The 24,404-nt window shown below is 58.7% G+C and carries 23 protein-coding genes and 1 pseudogene; 15 read left to right on the top strand and 9 right to left on the bottom strand.

Annotated elements, in window-relative coordinates; all coding sequences use genetic code 11:
• Positions 1-165: 165 nt before the first annotated feature.
• The 3 genes and pseudogenes from ACSZPU_RS00120 (at position 166) to ACSZPU_RS00110 (ending at position 2,900) form a co-directional block, all read left to right on the top strand.
• On the top strand, positions 166-1,161 hold the full coding sequence (locus ACSZPU_RS00120; protein ID WP_498994387.1) for an ABC transporter substrate-binding protein: 996 nt from the start codon (positions 166-168) through the stop codon (positions 1,159-1,161).
• Positions 1,148-2,151: pseudogene (locus tag ACSZPU_RS00115) on the top strand (FecCD family ABC transporter permease). The gene ACSZPU_RS00120 and the pseudogene ACSZPU_RS00115 overlap by 14 nt, the downstream one beginning before the upstream one ends.
• A complete protein-coding gene (locus ACSZPU_RS00110) occupies positions 2,151-2,900 on the top strand; it encodes an ABC transporter ATP-binding protein (protein WP_498994240.1) in 750 nt (249 codons plus the stop codon). The pseudogene ACSZPU_RS00115 and the gene ACSZPU_RS00110 overlap by 1 nt, the downstream one beginning before the upstream one ends.
• Here the strand turns inward: ACSZPU_RS00110 and ACSZPU_RS00105 are convergent.
• Positions 2,880-3,611 (bottom strand): substrate-binding domain-containing protein, encoded by a 732-nt coding sequence (locus tag ACSZPU_RS00105; RefSeq protein ID WP_498994237.1) that lies wholly within the window; start codon positions 3,609-3,611, stop codon positions 2,880-2,882. The two genes, ACSZPU_RS00110 and ACSZPU_RS00105, sit on opposite strands and share 21 nt — an antisense overlap.
• 186 nt (positions 3,612-3,797) lie before the next feature.
• Between ACSZPU_RS00105 and nikA the strand changes: the two genes are divergently transcribed.
• The 6 genes from nikA to nikR are packed head-to-tail and all read left to right on the top strand — an operon-like array spanning position 3,798 to position 9,132.
• Positions 3,798-5,372 (top strand): nickel ABC transporter substrate-binding protein, encoded by a 1,575-nt coding sequence (gene nikA, locus ACSZPU_RS00100; RefSeq protein WP_498994235.1) that lies wholly within the window; start codon positions 3,798-3,800, stop codon positions 5,370-5,372.
• A complete protein-coding gene (gene nikB / locus ACSZPU_RS00095) occupies positions 5,372-6,316 on the top strand; it encodes a nickel ABC transporter permease subunit NikB (RefSeq protein ID WP_498994232.1) in 945 nt (314 codons plus the stop codon). Before nikA ends, nikB begins: the two co-directional genes overlap by 1 nt.
• Complete coding sequence (nikC, locus tag ACSZPU_RS00090; RefSeq protein ID WP_498994226.1) at positions 6,313-7,146, top strand: nickel ABC transporter permease subunit NikC; 834 nt, start codon at positions 6,313-6,315, stop codon at positions 7,144-7,146. The genes nikB and nikC overlap by 4 nt, the downstream gene beginning before the upstream one ends.
• Entirely contained in the window at positions 7,146-7,910 is a 765-nt protein-coding gene (nikD, locus tag ACSZPU_RS00085) for a nickel import ATP-binding protein NikD (RefSeq protein ID WP_498994223.1), read from the top strand. The genes nikC and nikD overlap by 1 nt, the downstream gene beginning before the upstream one ends.
• Positions 7,907-8,695 (top strand): nickel import ATP-binding protein NikE, encoded by a 789-nt coding sequence (gene nikE / locus ACSZPU_RS00080; RefSeq protein WP_498994221.1) that lies wholly within the window; start codon positions 7,907-7,909, stop codon positions 8,693-8,695. Before nikD ends, nikE begins: the two co-directional genes overlap by 4 nt.
• Positions 8,683-9,132 carry a nickel-responsive transcriptional regulator NikR gene (gene nikR, locus ACSZPU_RS00075; protein ID WP_498994219.1) on the top strand — a complete coding sequence of 150 codons (450 nt, stop codon included), beginning with the start codon at positions 8,683-8,685 and terminating at the stop codon, positions 9,130-9,132. Before nikE ends, nikR begins: the two co-directional genes overlap by 13 nt.
• Here the strand turns inward: nikR and ACSZPU_RS00070 are convergent.
• Positions 9,080-10,186 (bottom strand): iron-containing alcohol dehydrogenase family protein, encoded by a 1,107-nt coding sequence (locus tag ACSZPU_RS00070; RefSeq protein WP_498994218.1) that lies wholly within the window; start codon positions 10,184-10,186, stop codon positions 9,080-9,082. The genes nikR and ACSZPU_RS00070 overlap by 53 nt on opposite strands.
• A 227-nt stretch (positions 10,187-10,413) precedes the next feature.
• Here ACSZPU_RS00070 and purB point away from each other — a divergent pair, with 227 nt between their 5' ends.
• The 4 genes from purB to ACSZPU_RS00050 are packed head-to-tail and all read left to right on the top strand — an operon-like array spanning position 10,414 to position 14,768.
• Positions 10,414-11,781, top strand: coding sequence for an adenylosuccinate lyase (gene purB, locus ACSZPU_RS00065; protein WP_498994216.1), 1,368 nt, complete (start codon positions 10,414-10,416; stop codon positions 11,779-11,781).
• Positions 11,778-12,305, top strand: a complete 528-nt coding sequence (locus ACSZPU_RS00060; RefSeq protein WP_498994214.1) for a GNAT family N-acetyltransferase — start codon at positions 11,778-11,780, stop codon at positions 12,303-12,305. The genes purB and ACSZPU_RS00060 overlap by 4 nt, the downstream gene beginning before the upstream one ends.
• Positions 12,306-12,315: 10 nt before the next feature.
• Positions 12,316-13,461: an amidohydrolase gene (locus tag ACSZPU_RS00055; protein ID WP_498994213.1), complete on the top strand. Its 1,146-nt coding sequence runs from the start codon at positions 12,316-12,318 to the stop codon at positions 13,459-13,461.
• Complete coding sequence (locus ACSZPU_RS00050; RefSeq protein ID WP_498994211.1) at positions 13,458-14,768, top strand: MmgE/PrpD family protein; 1,311 nt, start codon at positions 13,458-13,460, stop codon at positions 14,766-14,768. The genes ACSZPU_RS00055 and ACSZPU_RS00050 overlap by 4 nt, the downstream gene beginning before the upstream one ends.
• Here ACSZPU_RS00050 and ACSZPU_RS00045 read toward each other — a convergent pair.
• Genes ACSZPU_RS00045 through ACSZPU_RS00030 form a run of 4 tightly spaced genes read right to left on the bottom strand, consistent with a single transcriptional unit; the run spans position 14,743 to position 19,620 of the window.
• A complete protein-coding gene (locus ACSZPU_RS00045) occupies positions 14,743-17,043 on the bottom strand; it encodes a molybdopterin-dependent oxidoreductase (RefSeq protein ID WP_498994209.1) in 2,301 nt (766 codons plus the stop codon). The two genes, ACSZPU_RS00050 and ACSZPU_RS00045, sit on opposite strands and share 26 nt — an antisense overlap.
• Positions 17,044-17,046: 3 nt before the next feature.
• Positions 17,047-17,808 (bottom strand): amino acid ABC transporter ATP-binding protein, encoded by a 762-nt coding sequence (locus ACSZPU_RS00040; RefSeq protein WP_498994208.1) that lies wholly within the window; start codon positions 17,806-17,808, stop codon positions 17,047-17,049.
• Complete coding sequence (locus ACSZPU_RS00035) at positions 17,801-18,727, bottom strand: amino acid ABC transporter permease (RefSeq protein WP_498994206.1); 927 nt, start codon at positions 18,725-18,727, stop codon at positions 17,801-17,803. The genes ACSZPU_RS00040 and ACSZPU_RS00035 overlap by 8 nt, the downstream gene beginning before the upstream one ends.
• Positions 18,727-19,620, bottom strand: coding sequence for an ABC transporter substrate-binding protein (locus ACSZPU_RS00030; RefSeq protein WP_498994204.1), 894 nt, complete (start codon positions 19,618-19,620; stop codon positions 18,727-18,729). Before ACSZPU_RS00030 ends, ACSZPU_RS00035 begins: the two co-directional genes overlap by 1 nt.
• A 376-nt stretch (positions 19,621-19,996) precedes the next feature.
• Here ACSZPU_RS00030 and ACSZPU_RS00025 point away from each other — a divergent pair, with 376 nt between their 5' ends.
• Positions 19,997-20,791, top strand: coding sequence for an SDR family NAD(P)-dependent oxidoreductase (locus ACSZPU_RS00025; RefSeq protein ID WP_498994202.1), 795 nt, complete (start codon positions 19,997-19,999; stop codon positions 20,789-20,791).
• A gap of 45 nt (positions 20,792-20,836) precedes the next feature.
• Here ACSZPU_RS00025 and ACSZPU_RS00020 read toward each other — a convergent pair whose 3' ends face one another.
• Positions 20,837-21,811, bottom strand: a complete 975-nt coding sequence (locus ACSZPU_RS00020) for an AEC family transporter (protein ID WP_498994200.1) — start codon at positions 21,809-21,811, stop codon at positions 20,837-20,839.
• Positions 21,812-21,995: 184 nt separating this feature from the next.
• Positions 21,996-22,124 carry a hypothetical protein gene (locus tag ACSZPU_RS00015; RefSeq protein ID WP_498994199.1) on the bottom strand — a complete coding sequence of 43 codons (129 nt, stop codon included), beginning with the start codon at positions 22,122-22,124 and terminating at the stop codon, positions 21,996-21,998.
• Positions 22,125-22,140: 16 nt separating this feature from the next.
• On the opposite strand from ACSZPU_RS00015, the gene ACSZPU_RS00010 reads away from it, so the two are divergent.
• Entirely contained in the window at positions 22,141-22,272 is a 132-nt protein-coding gene (locus ACSZPU_RS00010; RefSeq protein WP_498994197.1) for a hypothetical protein, read from the top strand.
• Positions 22,273-22,302: 30 nt separating this feature from the next.
• On the opposite strand, the gene ACSZPU_RS00005 is transcribed toward ACSZPU_RS00010, so the two are convergent.
• Positions 22,303-24,255 (bottom strand): methyl-accepting chemotaxis protein, encoded by a 1,953-nt coding sequence (locus ACSZPU_RS00005; protein WP_498994195.1) that lies wholly within the window; start codon positions 24,253-24,255, stop codon positions 22,303-22,305.
• Between the last annotated feature and the right edge of the window lie 149 nt (positions 24,256-24,404).

Below are 24,404 nucleotides of genomic sequence, written 5' to 3'. Positions count from 1 at the left end.
GGAGTATTTCTCCGACAGGCGTTTACTTTCGCCAACGCTGTATACTCTAATATATATCGCTTTTTCCCTTTTCCCCTTAGAGCGATAACCATGACCCATAATCTAAAACGTATTGCGTTGGGTGCCGTGCTAGCCTGTGCCACACTTTTCACCCTCCCTTCTGCGATGGCAGACCGCACCATCACCGACCAGCTTGGACGCCTGGTCACCCTGCCTGACCACGTCACCCGCGCGGTGGTGTTACAACACCAGACCCTGAATCTCCTGGTCCAACTCAACGCCGCTGACGACGTGGTGGGCGTGCTGAGCAGTTGGAAAAAACAGCTCGGGCCGGAGTTCGCGCGCTTTATGCCGGGCATTGAAAAACTGGCCACGCCGGGCGATCTGACGCAGGTGAACATTGAAAGCCTACTGGCCCTGCATCCGCAGGTGGTGTTTATCGCCAACTACGCCCCGGCGGATATGATCCAGCAGATTGAAAACGCCGGTGTGCCGGTTGTCGCAGTCTCCCTGCGTGAAGACGCAGCGGGCGAGAAAAACAAAATGAACCCAACCATGGCGGATGAAGAGACGGCCTACAACAACGGCCTGAAACAGGGTATTCGCCTGATTGGTGACGTGGTTGACCGCAAAGCGCAGGCGGAAGATCTCATCAAATACACCTTCGATGCCCGGGCGAAATTCAACACGCCGGTCGCTAACATTCCGGCAGACAAACGCGTGCGCGTCTATATGGCGAACCCGGATCTGAACACCTACGGCTCCGGCAAATACACCGGTCTGATGATGGAACACGCCGGGGCCATGAACGTGGCCGCCGCTACCGTCAAAGGGGCGAAACAGGTCTCCCTGGAGCAGGTTCTGCAGTGGAACCCGCAGGTGATCTTCGTTCAGGATCGCTACCCGGAAGTGGTGAAAGCGATCCAGACCGATCCGAACTGGCAGCAAATTGACGCTGTGAAAAACCATCGCGTCTGGCTGATGCCGGAATACGCCAAAGCCTGGGGCTACCCGATGCCGGATGCGCTGGCGATTGGCGAACTGTGGATGGCGAAAAAACTCTACCCGGAACAGTACAAAAACATCGACGTAGATGCGCAGGCACAGGCTTACTACAAACGCTTCTACCGTACGGACTGGAAGCCGGATGCCAAACAGTAATCGCTACCGGTTACTGCACGGTGGTTTGATCCTGTTGACGCTGGTACTGGCCGTGGGCTCGCTATGCCTCGGCCAGTATCGCCTGAGCGTGGGCGATGTCCTCTCACAGCTGTTCACGCTCTCAACGCCGGACGGTCCGGCCGGGCAAATCGTCTGGTCGGTGCGTTTACCCCTATTCTGATTGCCCTGCTGGCGGGCGGCGCGCTGGGTTTGTGCGGCGCGGTGTTGCAGGGGGTCTTTCAAAACCCACTGGTCGACCCGCACATTATCGGCGTCACTTCCGGCTCGGCATTTGGCGGCACGCTGGCTATCCTGCTGGGGTTCAGCCCGGTGGTGATGATCGCCTCAACGTTCAGCTTCGGGCTGGCGGCGCTGATGCTGGTCTGGCTGATTGCCGCGCTACAGGGGCGGGAAAACACGCTGGTATTGATCCTCTCCGGGATCATTATGAGCGGCTTTTTTGCCGCGCTGGTCAGCCTGATGCAGTACATGGCCGATACCGAAGAGACGTTGCCCAACATCGTCTTTTGGCTGCTGGGCAGTTTCGCCACCGCCAACTGGCATAAAGTCCTGATGCTGGCGATCCCCGTTAGCGTCGTGTCTTTCGTGCTGCTGCAACTGCGCTGGCGCATCAACCTGCTGGCGCTGGAAGAGAAAGACGCGCTGGCGCTCGGCGTTCCGCTCAAAACCCTGCGCCGCAGCGTGCTGGTCTGTTGCGCCATTCTGGTTTCCTCCCAGGTGGCGGTCAGCGGCAGCATCGCCTGGGTGGGGCTGGTCATTCCGCATCTGGCGCGGCTGCTGGTGGGTGCCGATCACCGCCGCCTGCTGCCCGTCGCGTTCTGGATTGGCGGCAGCTTTATGATCGTGGTGGATGACCTGGCGCGCACGCTCACCCAGGCGGAAATCCCCATCGGCATTATCACGGCGCTGCTCGGCGCACCGGTGTTCGCCGGATTGCTTATTCATAACAGCCGCAGGAGCCGCCAGTGATGCCCGCCTCGTTAACCGTCGACAACCTGCTCTATGGCCATAGCCAGCCGCTGTTTTCGCCGCTCAGCTTCTGCTGTCAGCCCGGCGATATCTGGGCGGTACTCGGAGCCAACGGGCTGGGGAAAAGCACCCTGCTGGATACCCTCACCGGCGTATTGCCGCCGCTGGCGGGCACCTTTTCCATTGAGGGTGGCATCGGGATTGTGCCGCAATCGTTCCGTCCGGCCTTCGCCTGGAACGTGCATGAAGTGGTGCTGATGGGCCGCGCGCGGCATGTGGCGCTGTTTTCCGTGCCGTCGAAAGATGACGAGGAGCGGGTCGCGCAGGCGCTGGCCCAGCTCAACATCAGCCATCTGGCACACACGCCGTTTCGCAATCTCTCCGGCGGGCAGCAGCAACTGGTGATGATTGCCCGGGCGCTGGTCAGCGGTAATCACAATATTCTGCTTGATGAGCCCTGCTCGGCGCTGGATCTGGCGAATCAGCAGGTGGTGCTACAACTGATCAGCGATCTGGCCCATTGCCAGGCGCGCAGTGTGGTATTCACCACCCACGATCCGACCCATGCGCTACAGGTCGCTCACCACACGCTGTTATTGCTGCCCAACCAACAGTGGCTGGCAGGGGAAACCCATGCGCTGCTCAGCGAAGAAAACTTACAGCGCGCCTACGGCTTGCCGGTGCGCAAACTTGAGGTGGGTGATTACAGTTGTCCGGTCCTCACGCCGCTATTCGACATCCGGCGCTAAAAACCCGGCGTCGCGCAGAAACGCCTGTCCCTCAGCGGCAAGAATAAACTGCGCCAGCGCCTGGGTTGCCGGGGCGTCATCCAGCAGCGCCAGCTGATAATCACAGCGGATATTACACGGAGCGGGGATTTCCACCACCCGCAAATCCGCCTCGTTGGCCAGCACCATCGCGTAATGCCGATAGCCAATAAACAGATCCGCCAGCCCCTGACGAATCAGCCACGCGCTGGCGATTTCCCCTGGCGGGACGCTCAGCGTGTCGCGCCCGCCCACCAGCTTGCACGCGCGCTGTTTCAGCGCCTGCCCCAGCCCCGGCCGTTCACGCTCGATGGCATCAAACAGCTGCCAGGTGTAATCGCCAGAGGGATCGCAGCCCGGCGTCGATGTCCCCAACTTAAGCGCCGGGTTTGCCAGTAGAGTGAGCCAGTCATCCCCGTCGGTCTGCGCCGTGCGGCGGGCGGTCAGGTTCAGTTGATTGCTGGCGAAGGTGTGCGTCTCACGGGCGCGCCCGGTCGCCAGCAGCGCCTGCGGGTGCACCTTGTTGGCAGAGGCGAACAGCGAGCAGGGTTCCCCGGCTTCAATCCGTTCGCGCAACAGCCCGGCCGGGCCAAAATGGGCCTCCACCGTCAGGCCGTGCTGTTCACCAAAGTGCTCAAGTAAAGGAATAAACGCGCGTTTCAGGCTGCCCGCCGCCAGCACCGTTAAAGACATAGGATTTTCCGCATCGTCAGAAAAAAGCCCATGCTACCCGCAGCCTCCTCGCGCTGACCAGTACGATTTCGCCGTTTTACTATTTCCACATTATTATTATGTCTTTTTTGATCCCGCGCACCGTATTCGTATGCTGAATCAATAGAATCGTCATACTCCTTTCGTAGCAGATTTTCAGGGAAAACCATGTCGTTCTTTCGCTCTCTTAGTGCGTTACTGCTGGCCTGTACTGCGTTCGTTGCTCAGGCTGCCGATTCACAACAAGAATTAACCACCGCCTGGCCGGTTAACGTGGGGCCGCTTAACCCCCATCTCTACACACCAAACCAGATGTTCGCCCAAAGCATGGTCTACGAGCCGCTGGTGAAATATCAGGCCGACGGCACGGTGAAGCCCTGGCTGGCAAAAAGCTGGACCTCATCCGAAGATGGCAAAACCTGGGTTTTCACCCTGCGCAGCGACGTGACCTTCTCCAACGGTGAACCGTTTAACGCCCAGGCGGTGGTAGAGAACTTCCGCGCGGTGCTCGATAACCGCCAGCGTCACGCCTGGCTTGAGCTCGCCAACCAAATTACCGATGTGAAAGCGCTCAGCGACTATGAGCTGCAAATCACCCTCAAAAGCGCCTACTACCCGTTCCTGCAGGAGCTTGCCCTGCCGCGGCCCTTCCGCTTTATCGCGCCATCACAGTTTAAAAATCACGAAACCATGAACGGCATTGTCGCCCCCATTGGCACCGGGCCCTGGGTATTACAGGAATCAAAGCTGAATCAATACGACGTGATGGTGCGTAACGAGCATTATTGGGGCGAAAAACCGGCCTTGAGCAAAATCACCATCAAAGTGATTCCGGAGCCGACCAGCCGCGCGGTGGCATTTGAAACCGGCGATATCGACCTGCTGTACGGCAATGAAGGGCTGCTGCCGCTTGATACCTTTGCCCGTTTCAGCCAGAACCCGGCGTTACACACCCAGCTTTCCGCCCCGGTCGAAACGGTCATGCTGGCGCTAAATTCCGCGAAAGCGCCGACTAATGAGCAGGCCGTTCGTGAAGCGCTCAACTATGCGGTCGATAAAAAGACGCTGATTGATAGCGCGCTGTACGGCACCCAAAAAGTGGCCGACACCCTGTTCGCCCCCACCGTGCCGTACGCCAATATTGACCTCAAATCACGCGAGTACGCCCCGGCAAAAGCCCGTGCGCTGCTGGACGACGACGGCTGGAAACTGGCGAACGGCAAAACAATTCGTGAAAAAGCGGGCCAGCCGCTGCATGTCGAACTGGCATTTATCGGCACCGACGCGATGAGCAAATCGATGGCGGAAATTATCCAGGCCAACCTGCGTGATATCGGCGTGGATACGGCGCTTGTCGGCGAGGAAGAAAGCAGCATTTACGCCCGTCAGCGCGATGGCCGTTTTGGCATGATTTTCAACCGCACCTGGGGCGCGCCGTACGACCCGCACGCTTTCTTAAGCTCGATGCGCGTACCGTCTCACGCCGATTACCAGGCCCAGCTTGGCCTGCCGGACAAAGCGCATATCGACAAAGAGATTGGTGAAGTGCTGACCACGCGGGATGAAACCCGGCGTCAGGGGCTGTATCGCGACATCCTGACCCGGCTGCATGAAGAGGCAGTGTATCTGCCCATCAGCTACGTCTCAACGCTGGTGGTGGCGAAGCCTGAACTGGGCGCTATTCCTTTCGCGCCTATCGCCAGCGACATTCCTTTTGAGCAAATTACCCCGGTGAAACGCTGATGCTACGCTACGTATTTCGCCGTTTACTGTTGCTTATCCCGATGATCCTCGCCGCGTCGGTGGTCATCTTCCTGCTGCTGCGCATGGGAGCGGGCGACCCGGCGCTGGATTATCTGCGCCTGTCAAATCTGCCGCCCACCCAGGAAATGGTGGCCTCGACGCGAATTATGCTGGGGCTGGATCAGCCACTGGTGCAGCAATATGTGCACTGGCTGTGGCAGGCGCTGCATCTCGACTTCGGTATCTCGTACGCCACCCAGCGCCCGGTGCTGGATGACGTTCTGCACTTCCTGCCCGCCACCTTACAGCTGGCGGGCGTCGCGCTGATCTTGATTCTGCTGACCTCTGTGCCCCTGGGGATCTGGGCCGCGCGCCACCGCAACAGCCTGCCGGACTATGTGGTGCGTCTGATTGCCTTTCTCGGCGTCTCGATGCCCAACTTCTGGCTGGCATTTTTGCTGGTGATGTTCTTTTCGGTCTATCTGCAATGGCTCCCGGCCATGGGCTACGGCGGCTGGCGCAATATCCTGCTGCCCGCCGTGTCGATTGCTTTTATGTCGCTCGCCATCAACGCCCGACTGCTGCGCGCCAGCATGCTGGAGGCCGCCGGGCAGCGGCACGTCACCTGGGCACGGCTGCGCGGGTTAAGTGAGAAACAGACCGAACGTCAGCATATTTTGCGTAACGCCTCGCTGCCGGTGATCACCGCCCTCGGCATGCACGTGGGGGAGCTGATTGGCGGCACGATGATTATCGAAAGCATCTTTGCCTGGCCGGGGATTGGCCGCTACGCCGTGTCGGCCATCTTTAACCGCGACTATCCGGTTATTCAGTGTTTTACGCTGGTGATGGTGATGGTCTTCGCCCTGTGTAACCTGCTGGTGGATGTGCTCAGCGCCGCGCTGGACCCGCGTATTCGCCATCATGAAGGAGCGCACTCATGAATTTTCTGCGTTCTGCCCGCTGGTCGGTACGTTTTGCCGTGCTGATTCTGGCGCTGCTGTTGCTCATCGCCGCAACCTGCCAGTGGTGGCTGCCGTATGACCCGCAGGCAATCGACCTGCCCGCCCGCCTGCTGCCGCCGGGCAACGAACACTGGCTGGGTACCGACCATCTGGGACGGGATATTTTCTCTCGCCTGCTGAGCGCCACCCGCGTCTCGTTAGGCTCGGTGATGGCCTGTCTGCTGCTGGTGCTGGTTCTGGGGCTGACGCTCGGCGGCTGCGCCGGGCTTGCCGGTGGGCGTATCGATCAGGCGATTATGCGCGTGGCCGATGTCTTTATGACTTTCCCCACCTCGATCCTGTCGTTCTTTATGGTTGGCGTGCTTGGCACCGGGCTAACCAATGTGATCATCGCCATCGCCCTCTCCCACTGGGCCTGGTATGCCCGCATGGTGCGCAGCTTGGTGATCTCCCTGCGCAGCCGCGAGTACATTCTGGCCTCGCGCATGAGCGGGGCGAGTTATACCCAGGTGTTTATTGACCATCTGGCGGGGGCCGTGGTGCCTTCACTGCTGGTACTGGCGACGCTGGATATCGGCCATATGATGCTGCACGTGGCGGGGATGTCATTTCTGGGACTCGGCGTCAGCGCCCCCACCGCCGAATGGGGAGTGATGATTAACGATGCCCGCCAGTATATCTGGACGCAGCCGCTGCAAATGTTCTGGCCGGGGCTGGCGCTGTTTATCAGCGTGATGGCCTTTAACATGGTGGGCGATGCCCTGCGCGACCGCCTCGATCCTCATCTGGAAATGGAGCACGCCCACTGATGCCTGCGCAACTTGAACTGCGAAATTTCACCCTTGAGGCGCAGCGTCCCCTCACCCATGACGTCTCGCTGACCCTTAAACGCGGGCGCGTGCTGGCGCTGGTCGGCGGAAGTGGCAGCGGAAAATCGCTGACCTGCGCCGCCGCACTCGGCGTATTGCCTGCGGGTGTACGACAAACGGCTGGCACTATGCTGGCGGATGGTCAGCCCATCTCGGCGCAGGATCTGCGTGGACTCAAAGTGGCGACCATTATGCAAAACCCGCGCAGCGCCTTTAACCCGCTGCGAACCATGGCGGCGCACGCCCGCGAGACCTGCCTGGCACTGGGAAAACCCGCGGATGACGCGACGCTTATCGCCGCCCTGACCGACGTCGGGCTGGACGCGCCGGAACGCGTGCTGACGCTCTACCCGTTCGAGATGAGCGGCGGCATGTTGCAGCGCATGATGATCGCCATGGCGCTCCTCAGCGATGCGGCCTTTATTGTCGCCGATGAACCGACCACCGACCTCGACGCCGTGGCGCAGGCCAGAATTCTCGATCTGCTGGAGCATCTCTTACATACCCGTCATTCCGGCATGCTGCTGATCACCCATGATATGGGCGTGGTGGCGCGGTTGGCCGATGACGTGGCGGTGATGGAGGAAGGATGTATTGTCGAACAGGGCAGCGTCGAGGCGCTGTTTAACGCGCCGCAGCATCCGGTGACGCGCAACCTGGTGGCGGCGCATCTGGCGCTGTATGGAATGGAGCTTGCCCAATGAATCTGCTGAATGTTGCTGGCGTATCGCACCACTATCACCAGCAAAGGGTGTTGGATAATGTCTCCCTGACGCTGACCAGCGGCGAAAGCGTTGCGCTGTTAGGGCGTAGCGGCTGCGGCAAAAGCACGCTGGCGCGGCTGCTGGTCGGGCTGGAAAAGCCGGTCAGTGGCGACATCACCTGGCAGGGAACCTCGCTTGCCAGAATGTCGGGGGCGCTGAAAAAAGATTTCCGCCGGGATATTCAACTGGTGTTTCAGGACGCCATCAGCGCCGCCAACCCGCGTAAAACGGTGCGCGAAATTCTCGCCGAACCGCTTCGCCATCTGTTCACCTTAAGCAAAGCGGAACAGCTCGTCCGCATCGAACAGTTGATGCGCGATGTGGAACTGGAGAGCAACTTGCTCGACCAACGCCCGCCCCAGCTCAGCGGTGGGCAGTTGCAGCGCGTCTGTCTGGCCCGCGCACTGGCCACTCAGCCCACATTGCTGATCCTGGATGAAGCGGTCTCCAGCCTCGATTTGCTGTTACAGGCGGGGATTATCCGTTTACTCAAACAGTTACAGCAGCAATCCGGCATCGCCTGTCTGTTTATCACGCACGACCTGCGGCTGGTAGAGCGTTTTTGCCAGCGGGTTATCGTGATGGAAAATGGCGGCATTGTCGAAGATGTTGGCGTCACCACGCCGCTGCGCTTTACCTCCACGGCCGGACAGGAGCTGCAACAGGCCGTATTGCCCGCCTTTCCCAAGGCCCGAACTCAAAGGACTCTGCCATGCAACGCGTAACCGTTACTCTTGATGATGACCTGCTTGTCACCCTCGACGATCTAAGCCAGCGCCGTGGCTATAACAACCGTTCCGAAGCGCTGCGGGATATTTTACGCGATGCGCTGACCCAGCAGGCGGCCCGCAAGCAGGACACGCGGGGCTATGCGGTGCTGTCATACGTGTATGAACATGAAAAGCGCGACCTGGCGAGCCGCATTGTCGCCACGCAGCACCACCATCACGACCTCTCGGTCGCCACGTTACACGTGCATATCAACCATGATGACTGCCTGGAAATCGCCGTGCTAAAAGGCAAAATGGGCGATGTGCAGCAATTTGCCGACGATGTCATCGCCCAACGCGGCGTGCGCCACGGCCATCTCCAGTGCGTGACCGATGACACTACCCCGCCAGATCACGGGCATACGCACGGGTTGAGACGTATTGTTCTGTAAGGCGCAGAGCCTGCTCAATGCGCGCAGGCTCAAGCGTGAACGGCAAATATTCCGCCGCCTCGCGGGGGAAGCGAATACTCCGCGCCACCGCCTGGATCACCGCCAGGCGAATCTCCTTAAGCGGAGCCAGCGTTAACGGCATTTCGTACTGACGCAGCAGCGCCAGCAGCTCAGGGTCCGGCTGCGTGTTGTCATTTTCCAGAATCGACTGCACCAGCAGGCTAAATCCGACTTTCTCACCGTGCAGCCAGCTGCGCAGCGCCGGTTCCTCCGTCAGGCGATTATGAATGGCATGGGCAACGCCCGGCGTCGGTATTTCGCCACGCACGCTGTTGGCCATGCCCGCCACCGCAATATTGGCATCGATGACATTGATCAACGCCTCTGAGACAACCTGCGCTTTATTGTCGCGAACCGCCTGCTCGCCATGCTTTGCATAGATATCGACCGCCAACCGCGCATTCTGGACTTTCAGCTGCAGCGACAGATTATTGGGCGTGTGCTGTAAGTAAGGACGAAACTCATACCATTTCGCCAGCGCATCGACGATACCCGCTTTTAAATACCGCACGTCGCTACGGGCAATGACCTCACTGTCTACCAGCACCAGGCGCGGCAGCGTGCGCAGCGCCTGGCTGTCAATTTGCGCCCCTTCTTCCGAATAGAAAACCGCCAGCGGCGACCAGGCGGCACAGGTTGCTGCCTGGGTCGGAATAGTGATGGATTCTCCGCCCTCAAGGGCATCGGCCACGGCTTTGGCGGTATCCAGCACGCGTCCACCACCGACGCCAACAATAAACTGCACCCCCAGTTTTTTCGCCCGCAGCGCGTAGCGGGCCACCACATCTTCGGTACAGTAGCCGGTCATGATCTCCGTCTGCCAGCGAATGCCGCTGGCACGCAGACTCTCTTCCAGCCCAGGATTCACCTGCGCCCATGCCTTTACGCTGGTAATAATCAAAATATGTTGAGTAAGCGGCGCAATATATTTTCCTGCGTCATGACGAATACCAGACTGATGAAACCAGGTCTGCGGTGTTTTTATCGCAAGCATTGGCATTTCCATGTGTGGGCGAATTATTTCGCTTTATCTCCCCATGCTACAAAAATAAAAATTAAAAACAATAATCTCCATTTCTTCTATTTTCATATCGATAGAAGAATAATGGATAAAGCAACAAATGCCTTGCCCGGTGATATATCCATCCGTGAAGATACCTACAGAAAATAAGGGTTCACATTATTGCACTTTCTCATTTCATCGACAGGCAAACGAAAATAATGGCATCGCATCCCATCGACTTTTTAATTATTGGCAATAACTTCGCTACGCCGGAAATGCGTGCCGTCTGGTCGGAAGAAAATCGCCTTCACCAACAAGTGGCCGTTGAGGTTGCGCTGGCACAGGCACAAGGCGAGCTGGGCGTGATTCCCGCCGAGGCCGCCGAAGAGATTATCCGCCGCGCCCAACCGGAAAAATTACAGTTAAGCGATATCGCCGCCCAGGCCGGGCAGATGAAACACTCGTTTATGCCAACCCTGACGGCACTGCAGCAGCAATGCGGACCGGCGGGTGAATATCTGCATTACGGCGCCACAACGCAGGATATCGTTGATACCGCCACCATTTTGCAACTGCGCCAGGCGCTGACCATTATTCGCCGTGATGCCCTTGGGGTCACCCGCGCCCTGCGCCAGCTTGCCGAACGTCACCAGCACACGCTGATGGTCGGCCGCACCCACGGAATGCAGGCGCTGCCCACCACCTTCGGCTTTAAAGCTGCCGTCTGGCTGGACGAATTCTTGCGCCACCTGACGCGCATCGGGGAAATTACCCCACGCGTGCTCACCGGTAATATCAACGGAGCCATCGGCACCAATGCTGCACTCGGCGCGCAGGGCCCGGAAGTGGAGCGCAGAGCGCTGCGCCTGCTCGGTCTGGCGTGCCCGACCATCGGCTGGCAGTCTGCTCGTGACAGACTGAGCGAATTCGCATCGGTGGCGGTATTGATTAGCGGCTCGCTGGGCAAAATCGGCAATGAGCTTTACAACCTGATGCGCAGTGAAATCGGCGAAGTCGAAGAACCGTTCAGCAAAGGGAAAATCGGCTCCACCACCATGCCACATAAGCGTAATCCGGCGGCCATCGAAGGGCTGGCAAGCCTGACGCCACCGATTCGCAAAAGCGCCGCGCTGATTTACGAATCCATGCACGTGGAACATGAGCGCGATGCAATGAGCTGGCGTGCTGAATGGCTGGCGTTGCCGGAAATCTGCCTCTATCTCTCTGCCCAGTTGCAAAACGCCCAGGGGATCCTGAGCGGCCTGACGGTCAACGACGCCAAAATGCGCGCTAACCTGGATATCCAGGCCGGGCTGCTGCTGTCAGAGAAGGTGATGTTCGAAGCGGGCAAAACCCTCGGCAAACAGACCGCCCATCATTTGGTGTATACCTGCGCGATGAACGCCTTTGAGACCGGGCGCGATTTTAAAAGTGTTCTGGCAGAGACACCGGCATTTGCCGATGCCTTCACCCGCGCAGACCTCGACGCCTGGTTCGACCCGGCACGCTATCTCGGCAGCGCCGTGGAAAAAGTCTCGGATGTCCTGCGTGCCGCCGATCTCGTGCTGGAACAGGAGCAGGCATGAGCGAACAGTATCGACAGCTCGGTCTGGCCGATAGCGAGGCCTACCTGTCGCTGATGCTCGCCGCCTATGCGCCTTCGCTGGCGCTGGGGGTTCATTTCGATGCCGCCACCACCACGCTGGAGAAGGTCGAGCAACACCTGCAACAGCATGGGGTGTACGGGTTGTTTGTTGATGATGAACTGGTGGCCTCCGTCACCCTGCGTTACCCGTGGGGGCCGCTCCCTGGCCCCTTTTGCCTTCCGCATATCGGCTGGTTTGGCGCCCACCCGCGCTTTCGCGGTCAGCAGCGCGGGCAGCAAATATATGACTGGGTGGAGACCCATATCGTACGCGACAGGCTGCGCGCCCCCGCGATTTCGTTGGGTACGGCCATCCACCACCCCTGGCTTATCACCCTGTATCAGGGCTGGGGGTTTGCACCACAGCACACAGCGGATCTGGGGAAAGGCCATATCACCCTGTTTATGAAAAAAATCCTTGATGAGGCAGCCCATACTCGCTGGCTCGCCCGCCAAACACCCTGATGAGTAAACCATGACAGATACCCATGATTTAGCCCTCTGGCTCACCGAATTTCGCCACGAACTGCACCGTTTCCCGGAACTCTCCAACGAAGAATTCGCCAGCACCGCCCGTCTTCGCGCGGTGCTGGAGCAGTATCAGATTCACATTCTGCCGCTGGATTTACCCACCGGGCTGGTCGTCGAAATTGGTGGGCAGCATCCCGGCCCGCTGGTTGTGCTGCGTGCCGATATCGACGCCCTGCCGATTGAAGAGAAATCGGGGGTGGAATACCGCTCCGAGCACCCAGGCGTGATGCACGCCTGCGGCCATGATTTCCACTCATCGGCGGCGCTTGGCGCAGCCATCTTACTCAAAGCCCAGGAAGCCACGCTGCGGGGCCGGGTGCGGATTCTGTTCCAGCCTGCCGAAGAGACCGGCCAGGGTGCTCCTGCGGTAATCGCCACCGGCGCGCTGGACAGTGCGAGCGCCATCTTTGGCATCCACAACGACCCGGCGCTTCCGGTGGGAGTGATGGGCAGTAAAGCCGGTGTCCTGACCGCAGGTGTGGATCGTTTTCGCATTGATATTACCGGCACCGGCAGCCATGCCGCGCGACCGCACGAAGGTAACGACCCTATCGTGATTGCCGGACAGTTGATTAGCGCCTTACAGACGCTGATCAGCCGTAACGTCGCCTCCAATGAAAACGCCGTACTGTCGATTACCCAGGTACACAGCGGCAGTACCTGGAACGTTATCCCTGACAGTGCCTGGCTGGAAGGCACCGTGCGCACCTTTAGTCAGAGTGTTCGTGAAAACATTGAGCGCCGTATCCGTGACGTCACGCGCGGTCTCGCCACCACGTTTGACGCCGAAATCGTGCTCGACTGGCAACCGGGTCCACCGTCGGTGGTGAACAGTGAAAACTGGGTCGACCTGGCGCTGGAGACCGGTGAACAGGCGGGCTTTGAGGTGCGCCGTATCCCGGCCAATCCGATTGGTGAAGACTTTGCCTTTTACCAGCAGAAGCTACCCGGCGCGTTTATTATGATTGGCTCCGGGGGACCTTTCGCCCTGCACCATCCGCAGTTCCGCGTGGACGACGCCGCGCTCTATCCGACCGCTGACTGGCTGGCACAGCTCGCCATCGCCGCACTGGCAAAGGCAACAGCATGAGCAACCTGACGGTCGACCTTGCCCGGTTAATTGCCGCCAGCGAACCCGATGAGGCCGCTCGCGAGCAGGCTCGACAGGGCGTGCTGGACTTTTTTGCCGTCGCGCTCCCCGTGGTCAATGGCACCCTGCCGGATGCCACGCGGGAGACAATACGCGCAATCTGGCCCGGAGATGACCCGCAGTCACAGGCGCTGCGTCTGGCTTACTGCGGACACGCGCTCGACTTTGATGATTTCCATCCGGATTTTCGCGGCCACCCCGGCACGGTAATTTTACCCACGCTACTGGCACTCAGCGGAAAAGAGCCACAGCGTCTGCTGGATGCTTTTGTGGTGGGCGTTGAAATGGCAGGCAGATTAGGGCTGGCCGTCGGTGGCGGGCACTACGTGCAGGGGTTTCACAACACCAGCACGTTGGGCGTTATCGCTGCCGCGGCAGCGGGGGCCTGGCTGGTGGGTGCAGAGGCAACCCACATCGCCAGCGCCCTTGCCATTGCCGCGACTCAGTCCGCCGGGTTACGCGTCCAGTTTGGCTCGGATATCAAACCGTTGCATGCGGGCTTTGCCGCACGCGCAGCGGTAACGGCAATCCAGCTCGCCCGGCAGGATGTCAGGGCCTCTACCACCGGTGCGCTGGAGAGTTTCCTCGCGGCCTACAGCCCCAACACGCAGCAACCACAGAAGCTTCTTGCTGACTGGGGCGCACCGTGGCGGATTATCACGCCAGGCCTTGAGTTTAAGCCGTGGCCGACCTGTAGCGGCACACACGGCGCGGCACTGGCGGCACTGCGTCTGCGCAAACAGTGGCTGGCGGCAGGAAAAACCGTCGACGCGCTAGTCCAGGCGATAGAGAGTCTCGACGTAGCCTTCCCGCCCGGTGGCGATGTTGCGGCCTTTGTCCGTCAACCATCAACAGGGGTCGAGGCGCGTTTTAATCTCGAATACGTCATTGCAGAATGCCTGCTGCACGGCGAGCTGGCGCTTACTCGCTTTGATGCCCGCGCCGTTGACCCGACCACGGCCGCGCTGGCGGCACGCGTCACCCGGACTGCGGATCCATCCGCGCCGCCGGATGCACAAAATCCCGGTGCACGCTTTCACCGCCTGACGCTGCAACTGCACAACGGCGAACAGCTTATCAGCCAGATAACACGCCAGGCGCTGCTGGCTCAGTGTGTAAATCTGGAAGAGAAGTTACGCCAGTGCCTGCCTGACGTCGATGAACCAACCCGCGCCCGCTGGCGCGAGCAGACACGTTTGCATACGCCAGAGGATTTAGCGGCTATTCGCGGCTTACTGCTGAGATAAGTGGCGAAAAGGCCTGAACCGGCCCGGCATCGCCAGTAAAACGGGTCGCCTGAATGACCGTAATCTGCCCGCTGCAGCCCTGGCCAAGCGCAGAGGTGCCAATATCGCGCGTGAGCACATTCGGATTACCGTGGCGGCACAATGGACGTTCCGCCTGCGGGTCCACCGGGTCATACCAGGCACCGGTCGGCAACTGGACCACGCCGGGTTTAATGTTCTGCGACAGATTCACCGCCGCCAACAAGGCCCCACGCGTGTTATGCAGCATCACAATGTCCCCATCACCAATGTCACGTGCCGTCGCGTCCGTCGGGTGCATCAGACACACCTCTTTACCCTGCTGTTTATGCTTCGCGCTGTGTCGTGCGTAATCCAGTTGGCTGTGCAATCGCGTGGCTGGCTGATTGGCGATAAGCCAGAGCGGATGCAACGCGTCCGGCTGTTCATCTGGTTCCCGCCACACCGGATGGCCGGGGCAATCGGCATAGGCAAAGCTGTCGATGGTGGCAGAGAAGATCTGGATTTTTCCGTCCGGCGTCGGTAACGGATTTTCCTGCGGGTCGGCGCGAAAACGACGCATCAAACGCCCACCGTCATCCACCTGCGGGAGCGTCAGTACCCCCTGTTGCCAGAACCCGGCAAAGTCCGGCACCGAATAGTCTATTTCCGCCAGCTTTTGCTGCATCTGTTGGTACAGATGTTGTAACCACTCGCGCACGCTGCGCCCTTCGGTAAAGGCCTCTTCCTTGCCAAGACGCGCGGCGATATCACGAAAAATAGCGAAGTCGTCGCGGGCTTGCCCAACCGGTTTTGCCACCGGGTGCATGGCAAAAAGATGGCGGTCGGTGGGCGCACCACCCACATCTTCCCGCTCCAGCGTCATGGTGGCAGGCAGGATCAAGTCAGCATGGCGCGCGGTGGCCGTCAGGCTGTGCTCGTGAACAATTAAGGTATCAAGGCGGCAAAACGCGCGGCGCAGTCGTGCCAGATCCTGATGATGATGAAACGGATTTCCCCCCGCCCACCAGGCCAGTTTGATATGTGGGTAGCGCCGTTCGACGCCATTAAACTGAAAGGGTTCGCCGGGGTGAAGCAACATGTCGGCAATACGCGCCACCGGAATCAACGCCTCAACGCCGTTTTTGCCCTGCGGCAACGACGGGAAAGAGACGCGATTAAATGCCTTAACGTAATGGCCCAGCGCCCCAAGCGCATAGGTATACCCACCGCCCGGCAAACCGGGTTGCCCCAATGCGGATGCTAGCACCAGCCCAAGCCACACCGGCTGTTCGCCATGTTGGGCACGCTGTAAGGCATGCGCTACGGTAACCAGCACACGCTTACCGTGCAGCCGCTGCGCCAGCGCGATAATGCGACTTGCCGGAATGCCGCAAATGGCCTGAGCCCAGGCCGCATCGCGGACCGTACCATCGGCTTCACCGAGGAAATAGCGCACCAGCGTTGGCCATCCGGTGCAGTAGCGGGCCAGAAAATCTTCGTCCGTGAGCCGCTGCTGATGGAGGGTGTGCAGTAACGCGAGGATCAGCGCCGCGTCGGTACCGGGCGTGATCGACAGCCACTCCCCTGCGGCCTCTTCTGGCAGGTCGCTACGAAGCGGGCTAACGGAAATAAACGTTGCCCCGCGACGCGCCGCCTGCTGCATATAACCGCGCTCGGTATGTTCACTCATCCCGCCGCTGGCAACCTGGGCGTTTTTCAGCGCCAGACCACCAAAGGCGAGAACAATGTCGCTGTGTTCGGCAATTTCCCGCCAGCTCACGCCGCGTCGGGAGATCTCATCTTGCGGCGCGACGATATGCGGCAGAATCACCGATGCCGCCGCCGAACTGTAAGACCAGACCGAACGCACGTAGCCGCCAATAGTGGTATTGAGAAAACGGTGTACCTGGCTTTGCGCATGGTGAAAGCGCCCGGCACTCGACCAGCCATACGAGCCGCCAAACACGGCCTGCGGGCCATGCTGTTCAGCCACACGCTGTAACTCTTTTGCCGCCAGTTCCAGCGCCTGCTCCCAGCCAATGGCGATGTACTCATCCGCTCCCCGCCGCGTATCCGGGCCTGGGCCGTTTTCCAGCCAGCCTTTTCGCACCATCGGCTGGGTCACGCGTGCCGGGTGAGTTAAGGCATCGGTGAAGTTGTCGAGCAGTGGGCTGGGGTCCGGGTCGGCGGCAAACGGGGTTATTTTCAGCTCGTTCGCCACGCGCTGGGCGGTAAACGCTCCCCAGTGGGAGCTATGGGTCACGGGGGAGGACATAGGTTACAGAACCGTGGAGAGGAAATGTGTCACGCGAGCATTGGCATTCTCTTCCAGCACCTTACGCGCCGGACCGGAGGCAATGATTTTGCCGGATTCCATAAAGACGATGTTGTCAGCCACTTCACGGGCAAAGCCGATTTCATGGGTAACAATCACCATGGTGATCCCAGAATGGGCCAGCGCCTTGATCACCTGCAACACTTCGCCCACCAGCTCAGGGTCCAGGGCGGAGGTGGGTTCATCAAACAGCATCACTTCCGGGTCCATCGCCAGCGCACGGGCAATCGCAACGCGTTGCTGCTGGCCGCCGGAAAGCTGTTGCGGCCAGTCGTTTTCACGCCCGGATAATCCCACCTGCTGGAGCAGCAGCCGCGCTTTCGCCACCGCCTGCGCCCGGGGCTGTTTTTTTACCCGGATGGGGGCATCGATAATGTTCTGCAACACGGTGCGATGTGGGAACAGATTAAACTGCTGGAACACCATGCCGATACGGCTACGCTGTGCGGCGATTTTTCTGTCGCTCACTTCATACAGCGCCTGCCCTTTTTGCTCATAACCCACCAGCTTTCCGCCGATGCGAATAGTGCCCGCATCCAGTTTTTCCAGATGATTAATGCAGCGTAACAGCGTGGATTTACCCGAGCCGGAAGGCCCAAGGATCACCGTAACCGACCCGGCATCTACGTCCAGATCCACCGCATCCACCACCGTCTGTCCACCGAAGCGCTTGGTAATGTTGCGTAATTCAATCGTCTCAGCCATTGCTCACTCTCCTTGCATTGAACAGATAGACCGGCAATTTGCGGGCAAACCAGACCTTCGCCGTTTCACGTTTTACGCCACGGGCAAAGTAACGCTCCACATAGAACTGGCCGATGGAGAGCACAGAGGTCAACACCAGATACCACAAGGTTGCCACCAGCAGCAGCGGGATCACTTCATAGGTGCGCTGATAGATAATCTGCGCCGAATAGAGCACGTCCTGCAGCGAGATAACCGACACCACCGCCGTGGTTTTCAACTGACCAATCACTTCGTTGCCCGCGGGCGGCAGGATGGCGCGCATGGCCTGCGGCAGCACCGTATGCTGGAAGATTTGCGAGCGGGTATAGCCCAGCGCGCGGGCAGCCTCCAGTTGTCCGGTCCCGACGCTTTGAATACCCGCGCGAATGATCTCTGCCGCATAGGCCGACTGGTGCATCACCAGCGCAATCACCGCGGCACTAAAGGGGCTAACCAGAGAATTCGATGACGCGCTGAAGAATTCGCCAATCCCTGGCAGGCTCAATGAGACGGTAGGGTAAAGCGCGGCAATGTTGTACCAGAGGAACAGCTGCACCAGCATCGGTACACCACGGAAAAACCAGGTGTATCCCCAACTGACGGCAACCAGCACTGGGTTGGAGGAGAGGCGCATTAACGCCAGCACCGTCCCCCCGGCAAAGCCCAACACCACCGAAATAGCGGTGAGCTGTAGCGTCATCAGCACACCGCTAATAATAGAATCTTCGGTAAAACTCTCCGCCACCACATGCCACTCAAAACGCGGGTTATTAAAAATAGAGTGCAGCAACCCGGCCAACAGCAGTAATACCACCAGCGCGCTGAACCAGCGCCCGTAGTAGCGTTTACCGATGATGCGTAGCGCATCCTGAGAAGCGGGAGGTGTGGAGTGCGACATTAGAAAATTTCCTGATTACGTTTGGACTCTTTTACTGCGCCAAAGCCAATTGACCAGTGATCCAAAATTTTCTGATAGGTACCGTCTTTGATGAGCGAGTTGAGCGCAGCCTGTACCGCCACTTCCAGCTGCGAGTCTTTTGGGAACGCAATGGAAACCGGCGCATCGTTGACGCTGATCTGCCCGCTCATGGTCAGCGGTTTGACGGTTTTGACCTGCCAGGTGAGCCCTTCATACGGGCCGAAGAACATCGGTACGCGACCGCTCACCACGGCCTGAACCCCGGCCGGACGATCCGGGAAGACCGCGACATTGATAGGTGATTTACCCTGGGATTCACACGCCTTGCTGGCTTCATTCAGACGGTTAATTTGGGTGGTACCCGCGCCTGCACCAATCTCTTTCCCGCACACCTGCGTCAGCTCAGTGAACTCGGGAATATTGGCATCTTTACGGGAAATCACGCCCAGACGGGAGGCATCGTAATAGCTAACAAAATCGACCTGTTCGAGGCGTTTTTGCGTGGCGTTGATGTTGGACAGCGCCACGTCGTAGCGACCGGATTTAAGACCCGGGATGATATTGTCAAAGCCACCGGTATCGTGCCATTGCACCTGCACGCCCAGACGCTCTGCCACGGCGCTCATAATATCGATTTCACGCCCGGCCAGCGTTTTATTATCTTCCTGGTAAAAGGTGGTCGGCGGGGTATTAGGATTGGTTCCGGCGACAATATATCCACGCTTTTGGATTTCCGCCGGGAGTTTTACTTTTAATGTTTCATCTGCCGTAACGGTAAAATTATTTTTTGCCGGGACAGTTTGCTCGGCGGCAATAACCTGCTGTGTGCCGCTCAAAGCCAATAATAACGCTAAGATGCTGTGTTTTTTCATTTCGTTTTTCTGTCCCCAAAAATTACCCCCCGCACGGGGTGGCAAAATTAAATCAGAAGGCGCATACCCTAAATAATTCGAGTTGCAGGAAGGCGGCAAGCGAGAGAGTCCCGATGAGCTTACGTCGGTAAGTGATTCGGGTGAACGAATGTAGCCGACACACCTGCAACTTGAAGAATGATGGGTATATCACGGAATATATTTTGTGATTGCTATTCTGGTTGAGTGGGTAATGTGAGGGAACCAATAAAACCAGAAAAGTAATGCCAGGAATTGCATAAGTCAGCCCCCACGTGGCGTCAGCGTCGAAAACACTCACCCGCGAGCTGGCTGCTACGCTTAACGGTTTGTGTTCATAAAGATGAAGGAGCAGAGGATGAAAATAGATCTTACCGGGAAAGTTGCGCTGGTCACCGCCTCCACTGGCGGCATCGGTTTTGCCATTGCCACGGGGCTGGCTGAAAGCGGCGCCGAGGTGATCCTCAACGGGCGCAGCGAAGCGTCGGTGAACAAAGCGCTCCAGGCGCTGAAAGAACGTGTACCGGGGGCGAAATTACGCACCGCCATCGCCGATTTAAGCGGTGCCGAAGGGGTGGAAGCCCTGCTGAGCGCGGTTACGGATGCCGACATTCTGGTGAATAACGCCGGGATTTACGGGCCGCAGGATTTCTATGAAACCGACGACGCCACCTGGGAAAATTACTGGCAAACCAACGTGATGTCGGGCGTGCGTCTCTCCCGTGCACTGCTGCCGGCGATGGTGAAAAAAGGCTGGGGCCGGGTGGTATTTATCTCCTCAGAATCAGCGCGCAATATTCCTGCCGATATGATCCATTACGGGGTGACCAAAACGGCCCAGCTCTCTCTGGCGCGCGGACTGGCGAAATTCGTTGCCGGCAGCGGCGTGACGGTGAACAGCGTGCTGCCCGGCCCGACCATTTCCGACGGCTTTGCCACCATGATGCAGGATGAAGTCGCCAGAACCGGCAAGTCGCTGGAAACGCTGGCGAAAGAATTCGTGATGAGCCACCGTCCCAGCTCGGTTATCCAGCGGGCGGCCAGCGTGGAAGAAGTAGCAAATATGGTGGTTTATGTCTGTTCAACGCAGGCTTCTGCCACGTCCGGGGCGGCGCTGCGCGTGGATGGCGGCGTAGTGGACGATATTCTGTAATACGCGTTTAGCAGGGCACGCAGTCGTGCCCTGCTGGAGAACACCCTACGGCCATGCCGGGTAGAGGCGGGACATCATGATCATCAGCAGCGGCGTGGTAATGGTCGAAAGCAGGGTTGAAATCAGCATGCTGGTTGCCGTCGCCCCTTGTAACACTTTGAATTTCTGCGCCATTAAATAGACGTTTACCCCGACAGCCATTGAACCCAACAGCACCACCACCTGGCTTTCCTGCTGCGGCAAATGCAGCATCCAGGCGATAAGCCAGATAAGCCCCGGCATCAGCACCAGTTTGATCAGGCAAATGGCCGAGCTCTCGCGCAGTCCCTGGCTGATTTTATAGTGGGAGAGGCTCATGCCCAGGGTCACCAGCGTAAGTGGCGCGGCAACCTGCCCCAGCATTGAGACCGGACCATCAATAAATTGCGGGAGCGGATGGTGGGTTGCACTCCAGGCGAAGCCCGAGAAGATGCCGATAATCAGCGGGTTACGCAGCACATTCACCAGCGTTTTTCCGATACCTTTCCAGGAAAAACTACCGCTCTGCGCCCACTCCACAGAGACCGTTACCAGCGTCCACAAAATAAGGCTGTTAAAGACCAGCACCAGGGCGACCGAGGCGAGGCTCGCCGGTCCCAGCAAAATAACCGCGACGGGAATGCCGAGCATGACGTTATTAGAGAAAATACCGCCCAGACTAAATACCGATGCGGAGATCGCATCCAGGCCAAAAACGCTTTTTGCCACAATGCGCCCGACAATATAAATCAGCAGGCAACTGCCAAAATAGGCAATTAGCAAACGCATATCGACCGGCGGGCTCTGGTAGAACTTGCTCATGACCTTAAAAAGCATGCAGGGTAGCGCAACGGAGAAACAGAACCGATTAAACACGTTGCTCGCTGATTCAGGCCAGCCCGCAAAACGCCCCAAACAATAACCTAACGCAATTAATGAAAATAAAGGCGCAGACAATATCATCTGCTGCGAAAGATGCCCCAGAAAGCTCGCCGTTTCCATCCGTCACCCTGCCTGTATCATCGGAAAAATGAATCATTTTTATGTTTTTTAGCAGTATAGGGGTTTTATGTGAGTGAGTCAGAGAGGTGAAAGCAGTCTGTATAAATGCCCTGCCGTTATATTGCAGATGTATGAAGTGGCAGGAAGGTTATTTCCCGGATGCGGCGTAAACGCCTTATCCAGGCTACCAACCGCACCAGCCGTAGCCCCGGTAAGCGTCAGCGCCACCGGGGAATTCTCCCGGATGCGGCGCAAGCGCCTTATCCAGGCTATCAACCGCACCAACCGTAGCCCCGGTAAACGTCAGCGCCACCGGGGAATTCTCCCGGATGCGGCGCAAGCGCCTTATCCGGGCTACCAACCGCACCAGCCGTAACCCCGGTAAGCGTCAGCGTCACCGGGGAATTCTCCCGGATGCGGCGCAAGCGCCTTATCCGGGCTACGAACCGCACCAGCCGTAGCCCCGGTAAGCGCTGCGCCACCGGGGGCAATCAGTGCGAATAGCTTTCCCGCGCATCGGCGAAGAACGCCAGCGTCTCTTCCAGATTCTTCGCCTGCTCCTCGAGCGACATGGCGGCGGCGGAAATCTGTTGCACCAGCGAGGCGTTTTGCTGGGTGGCGCTATCCATCTGATTTACCGCCACGCTCACCTGACTCACGCCCCTGGTTTGCTCATCCAGCGCCTGCACTATTTCGGCAATCACCAGATGCACGCTTGAGACCGATTCGATGATTTGCTTCATCATCGACCCCGTCTCATTCACCAGCGCCACCCCTTTGCTGACGCGCCCGGACGACTCCTCAATCAGCGCCGAAATCTCTTTCGCCGCACTGGCGCTGCGCTGTGCGAGGTTACGCACTTCACCCGCCACCACCGCAAAACCTCTGCCCTGCTCGCCTGCGCGGGCTGCTTCAACCGCCGCGTTCAACGCCAGAATATTGGTCTGGAAGGCGATGCTGTCGATGATGCTGTTGATATCGCCAATCTTATGCGCGCTCTCATCGATCTTGCCGATGATGTCCACCACTTCGCCCACCAGCGATTCGCCCTGCCCGGCAATCTGCGCCGCGTTCTGGGTGAGTGACGTCGCCTTATGCGCATTCTCGGCGTTGTTTTTCACGGTCACGGAGATTTGCTCCATGCTCGCTGCCGTCTGCACAATCGCCGCCGCCTGCTCTTCGGTTCGGGAAGCCAGATCGAGGTTGCCCGCCGCGATTTCGCTGCTCCCCGCCCGCACGGAGTGGCTGGCATCGTTAATGCTGCCGACAATGCGCTGGAGCTGGCCTTGCATGGTATGCAGGGCATAGAAGATGCTGCTGGTATCGCCGCTACGCACCGGGATCTGATTGCTCAAATCCCCCCGCGCCACCGACAGCGCAATCTCTGACGCCTCCGTCGGCTCGCCGCCCACCGGGCGCGCAACCTTACGGGTGAACACCATTGCCACCACCACGCTGACAACGATAATACTCAGGATCATCAGGATGATGGCGTTACGCAGGTAGTGCCAGGCTTCGGCCATCACCACGCTCACCGGCGTCACAATCGCCAGCTTCCACGGCGTCTGGCTGTTACCGATCTCGATGGTGCGCCAGGTGACAAATGCCGGTTCTTTTAATATTGCATCGTCCGCGCGCACCACCGCTTCCCCGCCAATGGTCCCCGTCCAGGGTTTACCCGCTGCCGCCTTATCGGGGCTCGAAACCACTTTATTGTCGGCCGAGAGCAGTACCGCGTACCCCGCGCCATCCCACGGCTTGATTGCGCCAATCATTTTTTGCAGCGTTTCCAGCGAGAAGTCCGAGGTCACGGATCCCTGGAATTTTCCGTCGCGGATAATCGGTGCCGCGATGGAGGTCAGCATCACATCCACGCCGTTATAGGGGTAAATATACGGCTCGATAATCACCTCTTTCTGGCGCTGACGGGGCAGCAGATAGTAGTCGCCGCTGCCCGGCGTTTCATAATCCACCAGGTTGTGCAGCGCCGTGTTGCCGCCGTTATCGCGGTCAACGTAACGCGCGTAGCGACCAGCCGGATCCTGCTCTGCTTTACCGGCGAATTCCGCGTCTTTGCCATCAAATGTATTGGCTTCAAAGGCCAACGACATCGACAGGAAATCAGGATGATGATGCAGATAATCGCTCAGCAGTTGGTCCAGGCCACGGCGTTCCGCCAGCCCTGCCTGATGCAGTGACCAGGCGCTATTCCCCAAATCGCGCGCGGCGTTCAGCGCCGAGTCCAGCTGTTGCTGAACGCGTAATGATTCCGTGAGGGCAATTTGCTGCAGATGTTTTTTGGCGACCGTTTCCTGTTGTCCCATCGACTGCCAAAGCAGCAGACCAATGGTGACCAGGAACCCGGCGGTGATGGTGATAAAAATAGACGCCAGCATCAATGTTCTGGCTGTGAGTTTCTTTCGTACGCGCACAGTGCCTCGCATAGACCGTCTCCCTGTTAGTGATTAATACGGCCAACCCATATTTCATATATCGGTAAAAAACGTTTAACACTTGGCGGATTCAACTCCGAAGTGCAACGCTAAGCCGCCAATCTTAGCTCTGCAAACACCACAGACGGTTGCCTGAATCC

It is taken from the genome of Phytobacter sp. V69 (genome assembly GCF_965644215.1).
Classification (GTDB): domain Bacteria; phylum Pseudomonadota; class Gammaproteobacteria; order Enterobacterales; family Enterobacteriaceae; genus Phytobacter.
The sequence above is the reverse complement of the archived record's forward strand: the minus strand, read 5'-3'. Positions and strand labels throughout refer to the sequence as shown.